11 protein-coding genes and 1 riboswitch are annotated in these 12,899 nt (G+C 37.6%); of the genes, 6 read left to right on the top strand and 5 right to left on the bottom strand.

The window, feature by feature from the left end; genetic code table 11:
• Nucleotides 1-382: 382 nt before the first annotated feature.
• A complete protein-coding gene (locus BV906_RS14645; protein WP_087974381.1) occupies nucleotides 383-1,243 on the bottom strand; it encodes a VOC family protein in 861 nt (286 codons plus the stop codon).
• A gap of 522 nt (nucleotides 1,244-1,765) precedes the next feature.
• Nucleotides 1,766-1,810, top strand: a riboswitch (PreQ1 riboswitch).
• A gap of 8 nt (nucleotides 1,811-1,818) precedes the next feature.
• Here BV906_RS14645 and BV906_RS14640 point away from each other — a divergent pair.
• The gene (locus BV906_RS14640) at nucleotides 1,819-2,304 is read left to right on the top strand and encodes a QueT transporter family protein (RefSeq protein ID WP_087974380.1); all 486 of its coding nucleotides are present in this window, start codon (nucleotides 1,819-1,821) and stop codon (nucleotides 2,302-2,304) included.
• A gap of 109 nt (nucleotides 2,305-2,413) precedes the next feature.
• Nucleotides 2,414-3,181, top strand: a complete 768-nt coding sequence (locus BV906_RS14635; RefSeq protein WP_087974379.1) for a DUF3891 family protein — start codon at nucleotides 2,414-2,416, stop codon at nucleotides 3,179-3,181.
• A 74-nt stretch (nucleotides 3,182-3,255) separates the two neighbouring features.
• Here the strand turns inward: BV906_RS14635 and metA are convergent, their stop codons facing one another.
• Both metA and yfkAB read right to left on the bottom strand, forming a co-directional pair.
• Nucleotides 3,256-4,164, bottom strand: a complete 909-nt coding sequence (metA, locus tag BV906_RS14630) for a homoserine O-acetyltransferase MetA (protein WP_087974378.1) — start codon at nucleotides 4,162-4,164, stop codon at nucleotides 3,256-3,258.
• Between the two features lie 584 nt (nucleotides 4,165-4,748).
• A complete protein-coding gene (gene yfkAB, locus BV906_RS14625; protein WP_087974377.1) occupies nucleotides 4,749-5,870 on the bottom strand; it encodes a radical SAM/CxCxxxxC motif protein YfkAB in 1,122 nt (373 codons plus the stop codon).
• Between the two features lie 258 nt (nucleotides 5,871-6,128).
• Here yfkAB and BV906_RS14620 point away from each other — a divergent pair, with 258 nt between their 5' ends.
• On the top strand, nucleotides 6,129-7,742 hold the full coding sequence (locus tag BV906_RS14620) for a catalase (RefSeq protein ID WP_087974376.1): 1,614 nt from the start codon (nucleotides 6,129-6,131) through the stop codon (nucleotides 7,740-7,742).
• Between the two features lie 107 nt (nucleotides 7,743-7,849).
• Here the strand turns inward: BV906_RS14620 and BV906_RS14615 are convergent, their stop codons facing one another.
• A complete protein-coding gene (locus BV906_RS14615) occupies nucleotides 7,850-8,281 on the bottom strand; it encodes an SRPBCC domain-containing protein (RefSeq protein WP_087974375.1) in 432 nt (143 codons plus the stop codon).
• Nucleotides 8,282-8,513: 232 nt separating this feature from the next.
• On the opposite strand from BV906_RS14615, the gene BV906_RS14610 reads away from it, so the two are divergent.
• The 3 genes from BV906_RS14610 to BV906_RS14600 are packed head-to-tail and all read left to right on the top strand — an operon-like array spanning nucleotide 8,514 to nucleotide 10,547.
• Nucleotides 8,514-8,891: a GntR family transcriptional regulator gene (locus tag BV906_RS14610; RefSeq protein ID WP_087974374.1), complete on the top strand. Its 378-nt coding sequence runs from the start codon at nucleotides 8,514-8,516 to the stop codon at nucleotides 8,889-8,891.
• Entirely contained in the window at nucleotides 8,888-9,754 is an 867-nt protein-coding gene (locus BV906_RS14605; RefSeq protein ID WP_217896391.1) for an ABC transporter ATP-binding protein, read from the top strand. The genes BV906_RS14610 and BV906_RS14605 overlap by 4 nt, the downstream gene beginning before the upstream one ends.
• A gap of 1 nt (nucleotide 9,755) precedes the next feature.
• A complete protein-coding gene (locus tag BV906_RS14600; protein ID WP_087974373.1) occupies nucleotides 9,756-10,547 on the top strand; it encodes a hypothetical protein in 792 nt (263 codons plus the stop codon).
• A gap of 312 nt (nucleotides 10,548-10,859) precedes the next feature.
• Here the strand turns inward: BV906_RS14600 and BV906_RS14595 are convergent, their stop codons facing one another.
• Nucleotides 10,860-12,605: an ABC transporter ATP-binding protein gene (locus BV906_RS14595; protein ID WP_087974372.1), complete on the bottom strand. Its 1,746-nt coding sequence runs from the start codon at nucleotides 12,603-12,605 to the stop codon at nucleotides 10,860-10,862.
• Nucleotides 12,606-12,899: the final 294 nt, after the last annotated feature.

Genomic DNA, 12,899 nt, shown 5'->3' with positions numbered 1-12,899 from the left:
AACTTTACCCTTTAATACAAAAATAATGCCATAAATTAACTAAATAATTTAAAAAGACTACAGAAGCTAGTTTCCTGTAGTCTCTTTTTCGCAATACTTTTTGCTTCATAATTTATCCAATTGAGATAAACTGCGAAGTAACTTCTAACCAGCTCTGGGGAATATACGGAGACTCTAGCGGGAAGAGAGGCTCACCAGCCGCATTAGGATGCGCGAAGTATATTTCCTAGAGCGATGTCGAAGTTTCTACATACTGATAGAAATCAACCAGCAGTTACTTCATAGTTTATAGATTTTGTGTCAATAACAATAAGTGTTTTACGGTAGGACGAATAACTACGGCCCAATTTTTATAAAACAACCTATATTAAGTTACTATTCTTTAGTTTACGACTAGATGAATCGTAATACCAGATGGATCTTCCACTACATAATAATCATTTTCAGATTTTACGTCGGCACCTACTTTTCCCAATTTTTCTTTTGCTTCATCAAGAGTTGTCACATCGGGAAATTGAAGCGTAAACCAATTTAAGCCGACACTGTTATCTGCAGGCTTTGGTGCTCCTGCCCCATTCCATACATTTAATCCAATATGGTGGTGATAGCCATTATGCGATGTGAAAAGTGCTCCAGGAAATTCCGTAACAACATTAAATCCAAGCCCATCTATATAGAACTCTCTTGTTTTTTCCAAGTCCGAGACATGTAGATGAATATGGCCCATAAGGGTATCTGCAGGCATCCCCTGCCAATCTCCTTTTGCCTCAGCAAGTAAATTGTCACCATCCAACGCTACTGTTGCCATGGATACTTGATTTTCAGTCCAATTCCATTCCGAAGAATCGCGATCATGAGCAATTTCAATTCCATTCCCATCCGGATCATCAAAATACAATGCTTCGCTGACATAGTGATCAGATGCCCCTAAGCGCATTTTCCCACCTGAAGCTTGAATGATATGTTTCAGGAATGCAGCCAAGTCCGCACGGGATGGTAACAGAATTGCAAAATGGTATAAACCAGTTGTCCTTTCAGCTTTTTTAGTTACATTTTTAGGCTGTACCAATGTTATTAATGGTGTTTTTCCATCAGCTGTCAAAACTACTTTATTTGCCTCTTCTTTTAGAGTTTTAAATCCCATGAAATCCTTATAGAAAGTCACGGACCTTTCCAAATTTGTCACATTTATATTAACTTCCCCGACATAGATTGTCGGTTTTTCAAAAAACTTCTTTTCCATTTATAATCATCCTCTATATTTTTCTGTTTATCCAATATTTCATTACAAGTTTATACTTAGTTACTTTATGTAAGTATTATAATTACTTTTTATAGTAATGTCAACTGATCTTCTTTATTAAAGAAGGCTCATTTCTTGAAGACTTGAACGCATATTCTCGTCCCGCCGAAAAGATTTATTCACAAAATCTATTTACAGCGAATTAACTGCTGTTTGAATTAAATTCTAAAGTATGTGCTTTCCCTACCGTCCGGGATCGCTCTGGAGGGATGCTTTCCACGGGCACGGCCTCAGCCTCCTCGCGGAAAACCACCGCTGTGGGGTCTTCGCACACGTGCTGTTCCCGTAGGAGTCACCGTCCAGAGCGGTCGCCATAGAGACTTATCTTATGTCGTAGTTCATCTCGAGCTGCAACGTTATAAACCAACAATTCTTTTCCGTGAAACGAGTACCCGCAGTTCCAAACTATGTGAAAAAGAAGCTTTTCTTTTATTCATTTTTGTATTATACTAGTTTGCATTGCTTTACGTGGTTCGTAACCATCCCACGATAAAAAACTAAGGAGAGAATATCTTATGAATGTAAGAACACTTGTCATAAACGGTTTACTTGCAGCATTATATATTGCTGTGTCTGCACTTATTATTCCATTCGGTTTTACAAATATACAATTCCGTATTTCTGAATTATTCAATCATCTGATTGTCTTTGATAAGAAATATTTCTTTGGAATTGTATTAGGTGTGTTTTTATATAATTTATTATTTTCACCTTTAGGCTGGTATGATTTAGTCTTCGGTGTAGCACATTCTGCCATCTCATTAGCGGTCATTATTTTGCTGGCAAGATATATTAAAAATATTTGGATACTGCTTACCGCAAATACACTTGTATTCACGTTCAATATGTTTATCATTGCACTTGAACTGAATCTTGCTCTGGAACTGCCATTTCTGTTCACATGGCTTACAACAGCTATCGGAGAATTTGCTGTATTGTTAATTGGGATTCCAATCATTTATGCTTTAAATAAAAGATTACAGTTTAATAAACTTATGTAAATAACTCCATCAGCCCGAATTTAACAACGGCTGATGGAGTTATTATTTTATTCTCGCTCCATGTATGCTTATACTAAAAGAAAATGCATAATGGAAAGGAAGAATATGAATGATTGTTCGAGAGCATGAACATGATTATGTACTGATTCAACAGGACCATCACGCCCAAATTTCCGGATATATCCTGGAACAATGGAAGTCGGAATACTTCCTTGGTCCGGAGCTTCGTGATTCTGTTGAGTATGCGGCTTACAAGCATGATTATGGTTGGAAGGAATTTGATAAACAGCCTTTCTATAATGATAAAGAAAACAAACCATTCACATTTTTTGACTTCCCAAACTTGCCGAAAATCATTCTGTATAAACATGGCATTGATGAAGTGGAAAAGGTCGACTCTTATGCAGCAATGCTTTGCAGTGAACACTATAAGCGTTTTCTATTAAATAATACCTCTATTGAAGCACAGGCTTTTGTTATATATGAGGAAATACGACAACAGGCAATCGTTGATACACTCAACAAATTCAACAAACGTTTGTTTGAATTTCATTATAGTCTACTCCAGCTTGCAGATAACCTTTCCTTATATATTTGTATGAATGAACCTGGTACTTCTAAACAGAATGAACATCCCTTTTTCAAAGAAGGTATTCCGACCAATACCCCTCTTCATCAATTTTGTACACAAAAATTACAGCTCAGGTGGCTTAATAATCATACTATTGCGATAAACAACTTTCCATTTAAGGGTCCGATTACATTTAATGTAAAGCAAAAGGTTGTCACAAAGGATTCGATCACCAATCAAGGATTAATCGAAAGTTATGAAGAAGCTTCATTGGAAGAATTGCTTATTACCATTTTGCCAGGTTAATATTCTCTTAATAATTAAAAAAGCTGAACTTCTTATATAAACGGAAGTTTAGCTTTTTAATTACTTTTGAAGAATCAATCCCATTCAAATGGGGTTGCCTGGTATACATAATAATTAAGCCAATTGGAAAACAACAGACTGCAATGGCTTTTCCAACGATATAATGGTTCTTTTTCCGGGTCATCATCAGGGAAATAGTTCTCCGGTATTTGTGTTTCTATACCTCGTTCATGGTCCCGGTGATACTCCTCAGCCAATGTAGTTGCACTATACTCCAAATGACCTGTAGCCATAATATTTTTACCATCTTTGGAAGCGGCTAGAAAAACGCCAGCTTTATCTGAATGAGCGAGCACTTGCAAATACGGATGGTTTCTAATTTTTTCATATTCAATATCCGTATATCTGGAATGCGGAGCAAGGAAAGTATCATCAAACCCACGAACTAGATTCTCATTCGGTGATAATACGGTATGTTCATAAACCCCAAAACATTTTCTTGGAAGTTCATATTTATGAAGTCCATAATGGTGATAAAATGCAGCTTGTGCCCCCCAACATATATGTAAGTTGGATGTTACATTTTCCTGTGACCAATCCATTATACTCTGTAGTTCTTCCCAATAATCTACTTCCTCAAAGGGAATAAGTTCCACAGGAGAGCCCGTAATAATCATTCCATCAAATTTCTTATTTTTCACTTCTGAAAACGGCTTATAAAATGTGTCCAGATGGTATTTACTTGTATTTTTCGAAGTATGGGTCGTTAATCGTAAAAAGGATATATTTACCTGAATAGGTGTGTTCCCTAAAAAGCGAAGCAGCTGGGTTTCATACTTTTCTTTCTCAGGCATCAAATTTAAGATGACGATATTTAGAGGGCGAATTTCCTGCAATGTCGCTTGCTCTTCTTCCATTACAAATATATTTTCGTTTTCAAGAATTTCTTTTGCAGGAAGTTGTCCCGGAATTCTGATAGGCATTTTTAAAAGCACCCTTTCTCTTATGTTTTCAAAAGGAGGATAAAAAGGACCGAACTCGGCTAAGTGCGCAGGCGTCCTGGGACTGCGGTTACTCGTCCCACCGAAAACATTTGGAGCTGCGATTACTCGCTCTATCAAATAGCTTTGTTGCAACGCCGACACTAGCACTTCCTGTGCGTCGAAGTTCGAGGCAGCGAGCCTACTTCAGTGAATTTGCTTCTCTGCTTCCACCAAGGAATTCCCTTCCCCCTAATACGCTTGTAGGCGGTGGTGCAGAATTCTATTCGGGCGTATGCTTCTAATACGCGAGCAAATATTCTCGCACACAAGGATTGGTGGTTTTCCTTTCCAACGAACGGAAAACCAAGCTTTGGCGCGAAATTCGATGTGTCATTTTTACCGGAATTTTTGAACATCCTCTTTCTTTGATTTCCCTGTTATATCAAAATCTATTAGGTATTGTAGTAATTGTCAATACTAATTCAATGAATTTTTGCATAATACTATTAGTTTAACAGAAGAATGAGTGCATATGTTATAAATCAATCGAATTTTTGCATGATATCCTATCATCCAGTTGATAATTAAATAGAAATACTGGCGTTTCTATTTTGGAAATCCACATTTGGATAATATGCATTTTTAACTAATACATTAGGTCCCAGACATTTAACTGCTGGACAGTGACAGTTCAGGCTCTTTGCGGTATTTGTTTTCATCCATGCAGCATAGGAATCCAGTAATGAAGTGGTTTGGATATTACCAAGTGAGGGTTCATCAGCAAAATCCGTTACGATTACATCACCCGTGAAAATATTTACATTTAGACGAGAACGACCATCCGGATCATTTCTAACGGTGACATTCTTTTCTTTATATAAACGTTTTAAAAGCTTTAGATCTTCTGCAGAGGAGCTACAAGCATAAAATGGCAGCGTTCCAAATAGCATCCACATATTTTTATTACGGTGATCCAGAAGTCTCTCTATCGCTATCCGCATCTCATTCAGACTGAGTATTTCCAAATTACTGGCAAAGTCAACTGGGTACATGGGGTGAATCTCATGCCGTGCACAGCCCATTTCCAAAACATGTTCATGGATTTTCTCGAGATACGGAAATGTACGCTTATTAAGCATCGTTTCAGCTGATACCATTACGCCAACACCCGCAAGTCTTTGAGAATTCTCCACCATTCGTTCGAAGTATTTTTTGCGGTTCGCATCTGTTGGCTTTCTTTCCATATTCGCAAATCCTGTTTCTGCAAATTCCTCTTCCGTTCCCCAGTTATGAGAAATATGTAGGACATCCAAATAAGGAATAATTTCTTCATAACGATTATACGGCAACGTTAAGTTAGAATTCATTTGGGTTTTTACTCCGCGGCTATGTGCGTACTTTAACAATGGAAGAACATAATCTCTCACTGACTTTTTATTCATCATTGGTTCCCCACCGGTAATGCTTAGTGTTCGGAGATGTGGAATTTCATCCAGTCTTTTTTGAATAAGATCCATTGGTAATGCATCTGGATCCATATTCTGCAGTGTGTACCCTACAGCACAATGCGCACATCTCATATTACACATATATGTAGTTGTGAATTCGATATTGGATAAAGTCATTTCCCCGTGTTGTTCCACATCCATATATGCTTCCCATGGATCATTGATAGGTATTTTATCCAGTTTCTCCATTGTTTTCATCACGTAATCTCCCTTTCTTTATGACTCTTACTCCTCATTTTAACACTTATAGTTTCCTATGTTCATTTCTTCTGAGATATGACTTACTATTGAAACCTATATGTTCTATCTGGACTTTTAAATAATTTGACTAAAAACCCTCATTTCCCAATCTAAATTTTAGGGGAAACCGGTTATTTTAACGACGTCTGGTAATGATAAATAGTGTGGTGTTCATTTGGTAAAGGCCAAAATTCTATATGGAAATGAGGAGAAAAAATGGCTAAAGATCCATCAACTCAGAATCAATCTGGAAATGTAGAAAATGACGATACATTAACGACAAGACAGGGTCATCCCGTTACAAATAATCAAAACATAAGAACGGTCGGCAATAGGGGTCCTGCAATGCTTGAGAACTATGATTATATTGAAAAAATTAGTCATTTCGATAGGGAAAAGGTTCCTGAACGGATTGTTCATGCGCGCGGGGCTGGTGCACATGGTTATTTTGAGACATATGGAACAGTTGGTGAGGAACCGGTATCTAAATATACTCGTGCTAAAGTGTTTCAGGACAAAGGAAAACAGACACCTGTTTTTGTCAGGTTTTCAACAGTAGTAAACAATGCAGGTTCACCCGAAACAGTTCGTGACCCACGTGGTTTCGCGGTTAAATTTTACACAGAAGACGGTAACTGGGACTTAGTTGGGAATAACATAAAAATATTCTTTATTCGTGATGCAATGAAATTCCCCGATATGATTCATGCATTCCGACCAGACCCTGTAACAAATATACAAGATAGTGAGCGTTTCTTTGATTTTTGCGCCAACTCCCCTGAATCTTTTCATATGGTAACGTTTATCTACTCCCCTTGGGGCATTCCTGCAAACTATCGAATGATGCAAGGGTCAGGAGTAAACACTTATAGGTGGGTAAACAGTGAGGGTGAAGCAGTACTTATAAAATATCACTGGGAACCGAAACAAGGGATTAAAAACATGACAGTTAAAGAGGCCGAAGAGATACAGGCGAAAAGTTTTAACCATGCTACACAGGATTTATATGATTCAATTGAAAAAGGTGATTATCCAGAATGGGAACTATTTGTTCAAATAATGAGTGATAGTGAACATCCAGAACTCGATTTCGACCCACTAGATGATACAAAACTTTGGCCTAATGATCAGTTTCCATGGCATCCTGTTGGGAAAATGGTATTGAATAAAAATCCAGAAAACTACTTTAACGAAGTGGAACAGGCATCATTTGGTACTGGGGTACTCGTTGATGGTCTCGACTTCTCCGATGATAAAATGCTCCAAGGAAGAACTTTTTCCTATTCTGATACGCAACGCTATCGTGTAGGTGCAAACTATTTGCAGTTGCCAATCAATGCGGCTAAAAAACGCGTTGCCACAAACCAAGAAGGTGGGCAGTTACGTTATGAAAACGATAAAGCACCCGGACAGAATCCACATGTGAACTATGAACCATCTGTATTGGGTGGTTTGAAGGAAGCTGAAAATACTGGTGCAGAACATACCCCACAAGTAGAAGGTAAACTTGTACGGGAGTCCATCGATCGGAATGACAACACAAAACAGGCTGGTGAAACATACCGCATGTTTGAAGATTGGGAAAAAGATGAGTTAATCTCCAATCTTATCGGTGATCTGTCTGAATGTGATCAGCGGATTCAAGATAAAATGATTGCTTTAGCTGAAGCAGCGGATGAAGAATATGGTCGGAGGTTACGTGAAGGATTGGAAAAGGCCAGTAAGATGACGAATAAGGATGGAACAAGTCAAAATCCGATCGGTGCAAAAGATGCAGAAAAAGCACCTAAAGAAGCTATTGATAAAGGACATGACGCAGAACCTTATTAAGTTATAGAAAAATGGCGAGTTGTCTCAATCGACACCTCGCCATTTTGATTCTATTGGTTACAAATATGCCTTAAAACAGCTTCAAATTCAATAAAAACCAATCTTTATTACTCTTCTGCTAATTGTTTAATCTTCTGCTTTGACTCCTGTGCAAACTCGACAGATGCTTCATAATAGTCTTCTCCATTTTGAAGTAGTGAAAAGTCACCAATTTTTATCGAGAGTTTCATCCCATTATCTTGCTTTATCATTTCATAAGTATATGCAATAGCTGCTGGATCCGGTTTGATATCCCAATTGGACACATAGAGAGAAATCGTTAATTTGCTCTCCCGTTCAGCTTCAATGACTGTTGTTTTTGTTACTCCACCATTAGGCAGATCCCACACAACTTCACTTCCGACACTCATTTTTTCTTCTGGAAAGTCTTCTGGCAGTTCATCCCACTGTCTTACATATTTCGGACTAACAAGAACATCCCACACTTTCGAAGCTGATGCATGAATAATAATTTCATCTTTTACGATTAAAGTGCCCATCATTCATCCTCCATTCGTTTTTAAATCAGTTATACCTAGAATTAACTCATATCATTTCCAGATTTAGATTCCTGTCCTTTACGATAACTTACTTTTTACAATACATCCAGAAACTAGATAACTACATTTTAAAAAATGTTGACATAAATACTCACTGCTGTTACGGTTATACACATAGGTATATAACCGTATAACCATATTAACAAAGCTCATTTAAGGTGGTGTACACATATTGAGTAGGCAGTTTAATAATAATAAGCCAATTTTCATTCAGGTCAGAGAAATAATAGAGGATCAGATTGTAAACGATCAACTAAGGGAAGGTGATCAGGCCCCATCAACAACTCAACTCGTTAATTTTTACAAGATTAATCATGCTACCGTTTCAAAGGGAGTAAACCAGTTAGTTGATGAAGAAATCCTATATAAAAAGCGAGGGGTCGGAATGTTTGTAGCGCATGGAGCAAAAGAGAAGCTAGTGCAAAAACGTAAAGACACATTTATCGATAACTATATTATTGGCCTAGTCCAGGAAGCAGATAAATTAGGAATATCGGAAAAGGAAATTATGGCATTAATAAAAAAGGTAAAGGGAAGTGAACTAAAGTGAACATTGATATAAATAATCTTTCACTAAAATATAAAGACTTTGAAGCATTGAAAAATATCTCTTTCAAGCTTGAGAGCGGCAAAATCTATGGACTGCTCGGGAGAAATGGTGCTGGGAAAACTTCCCTTCTATCCATATTAGCTTCCTTCCGGGAACAAACAGATGGATCCTTAACAATTGATGGAGAATCTCCTTTTGAAAATGCAAGAATTATGCAAAGCGTGGCATTTATTTACGAAAAGGATTATAGCGATGAAACAGAAAAAGTAAAAGGAATGCTTGAGGTTATTGAAAGGTATCGGCCAAATTTCGATAAGGAATATGCCAACTATCTTATAAAACGATTTAAGTTGCCATTGGATAAGCCTGTGCACAAGTTATCCAAAGGAATGCAATCCGCACTGAATGTAACATTAGGGTTAGCTGGCCGGACACCAATTACTATTTTTGATGAAGCATATCTTGGAATGGATGCACCGACAAGGGAGATTTTTTATAAAGAATTATTGGATGATCAAGCAAAACATCCACGAACAATGATTTTATCGACACATCTAGTTTCCGAAATGGACTATTTATTTGATGAAGTCATCGTTATTAATCAAGGCTCCCTTGTACTTCATGAAGAATACGAAACATTAGCTTCTCGTGGTGCTTCCATCACAGGGTCAGCCGACAAAGTGGATGATTTTATAATTGGAATGAAGCAATTGAATGTACAACAGTTAGGAAATACGAAATCTGTTATGGTCTATGGTGATTTAAATGAAAACGAGAGACAAGATGCCCAGCTAAAAGGTTTGGAAGTTGGTCCCATCTCCCTTCAAGACCTATTCATTCATTTAACAAGTGAGGAGGATTAATATGAAGCAACAATCATTTTTTTCTAAGGTTGCTGTAGACATGTTCTATGTTCAACTAAAATGGTCTCTTTGGTTTCTTAGTTTTATTTTAACGGCACATATCATCATGATAATCGTTTCCATAAATACTGGTAATCCTCTAGGGGACTTTATCTTCTTTTCCCATGGATCCTCCAAAATTTATATGCTTGTCATTGGCATTATTTCTGCCTATGCTTTCTTAACTTTTTATGTTAACCAAGGTATAACGAGAAAGGATTACTTTATCGGGGCATCACTTGCTGCCATTGGAGTATCGTTTGCCATTGCCATCATTGCAACGTTACTGACAGGATTAGAATATATCATTTTAGAAATGACGAACCTGCCGATTGAATTGGACCGTGGTATGGTTGATACTGTAATCGAAAGTTCGGATAATAGTGTTAGCATTTTTCTACCAAAAGCAATTGTAGGTTCTTCCATCTTGGTTCACAGTAGTAACTGGTTACTATCCATGTTTATGTACACACTTAATATACTCAGCATTTATGCAGTAGGATGGTTTATAGGTTCTGGTTATTATCGATTTGGATGGATCGCCGGATTCGGATTTATCGCATTGGCAATCGCGTTTATTGTAATTGGTGATTTGCTTTGGGGAACCGATATAGAGGAACCCTTATCTAACTGGCTACCATTTACATCTATTGACCTTCCTCTTTATGGATCATTTTTGGGGGCAATTGTTTTGATAGGAATTATTTTAGGCTTTATACGTGTAATCACACGTAGAGTAACGATAAAGATGTAAGGGCAAAATTAATTTATAATATACTAAAAAAACTGTGTGGATTCTTAATTGAAAACACACAGTTTTTTAGATTAGCGGAATCTCCGATGAATAAGGCTTTCTTTTATTCCTTTTTTTAACCCCAACCTAAGTACTGAATGAGTTTTAAAACACCCTATAACAGCTACTATCAAGCTATAGGGGTGTTTCTTTATTCACTGATCAAACGTTTGATCAGTGTTGCTGTATACTATTTATCTTCATTTTAAACAGAAGATATTAAAGTCACAATGTTATCTATAGATTATCGCCATGTTTTTATCGCGAAGACTACTATGTCAACTGCTGCTCAGCAAACTTACGATACAACTCATGTGTTTCAATGAGTTCCAGATGTGTTCCCATTCCTGTCAATTTCCCTTTTTCAATGAAAATAATTTTATCGGCATCCACAATGGTTGATAACCTGTGGGCAATTACGAATGTAGTGCGGCCTTCCATTAATCGAGACAAGGCTTCTTGAACTGCATGTTCAGATTGACTATCCAAACTTGCAGTTGCTTCATCCAGCATTAAAATTTTCGGATCCCGCAAGAAAGCTCGAGCAATATTGATCCGCTGCCTTTGTCCTCCAGATAACTTCACACCACGCTCGCCAACCTCTGTATCTAAACCATTTGTGAACGTTTTGATAAATTGATCGGCATATGCCATCTCTGCAACCTTCCATAAATGTTCATCGGAAACCGAATCTGCATTATGTAAGCCGTAAGTGAGATTTTCCCGTATCGTACCTGCCATCATGGCACTTTCTTGAGAAACATAGCCGATTTGACTGCGCCATGATTTCATTGATAATTGATCAATTGGGGTATCTCCAATTCTTATCTCACCATCTGTAGGCTCATAATAACGTTCCAACAAACCAAATAAGCTTGTTTTCCCGCCACCACTAGGACCTGCGAAGGCTATCATCTCACCAGGTTGTGCCTCAAACGATATATTTTGAAGGACAGGTTCGCCCTCTTGATATGCAAATGAAATATTAGAGACATGAACAGGTTGACTGGTAATATCCTTCTCGATTCCATCCTGGCCAGTTTCCTCAGACACTTCCAAAATCTCTATAATTCGTTCTGTTGCTCCCTTGCCTTTCTGTAATTCAGTGAAGAACATCGCAAAAGAGGTAACCGGATATATAATTTGGAAAAGGTATAGTAAGAATGCAACTAGTGAACCCGTTGACATCGAACCTTCTGCAACACGAATTCCTCCGTATCCTATAATAACAACAATAACAAGCATCATGACGGTGTACATAAACGGACCAATTAACGCAAAGATTTTTGCCTCTTTTAAACCGTAATCATACATTCTATTTATTCCCTTTAATCCCCTCGCCTTTTCAATTTGTTCGGCGGTCGAGGATTTCATTAAACGGGCTTCACTTAATGTTTGTTGAATTTCCCCTGTGAAGGTTGCTGTTTCATCCTGCAGTCCCTTTGATACTTTGGCCATTCTACTTCCAAGTGGCATCATAATAAGAAATGTAACCGGCACTGCAACTAGCATTAATAATGTCATCTTCCAGTCCATAATCATTAGGATAACGAGTGCACCTACAATAGTGATCAATCCTGTTATAAACTGCGGGAATTGCTGGGAGATTAGATTTTTAACAATCCCTGTATCGTTTACTACTCGACTGACAGACTCCCCACTTGCATGCTTATCGAAGTAACTTACCGGTAAACGGATTAGTTTAAACCACATCATTTCACGAAGGCTTGCTACAATTTTTTGTCCTACAACAGATAATAAATACGTGGATACTCCATCTACAACTGCTTGTAAAATAAATACTGAAAAAATTATAATCATTAATGCAATACTCAAAGATTCAAAAGAAAATCCATCTACCAATTTCCCTGTAAGTAGGGGGATAGAGAGCCCTACTAGCATCGTTATAACACTACCAATTAAGCCAAATATAAGAGCTCCCTTTGGAAGTTTTGTCGATAAAACGAGTGATATAAATGGTTTCAATCCCTGTTTTTCTTGCTTTTCATTCTTTTCCATAACTATATCCCCTGTCATTTCTTTCTATTAAACGTAAAACAATTCAACATCTTTTCTTAAGTTGTTTTTCTATAAACTTTGAAATAAGATAAGTAACTTCGGCGACCGCTCTGGGAAATGCACTGCGCGCATCCTAAGGCGGCTGGTGAGCCCCTTCATGCTGACGCATTTCAGGGTCTCACCTATGCCTCATTTCCCGTAGGAGTCTTCGTGTATTTCCCAGAGCTGGGTAGAAGTGGCTTGCAGTTACTACCCTTTCTAATAGCTAAGATAGCATCATACAACTTTACCAGT

It is taken from the genome of Oceanobacillus rekensis, assembly GCF_002153375.1.
Lineage (GTDB): Bacteria > Bacillota > Bacilli > Bacillales > Amphibacillaceae > Oceanobacillus > Oceanobacillus rekensis.
This window is presented reverse-complemented; position numbering and strand designations above follow the sequence as displayed.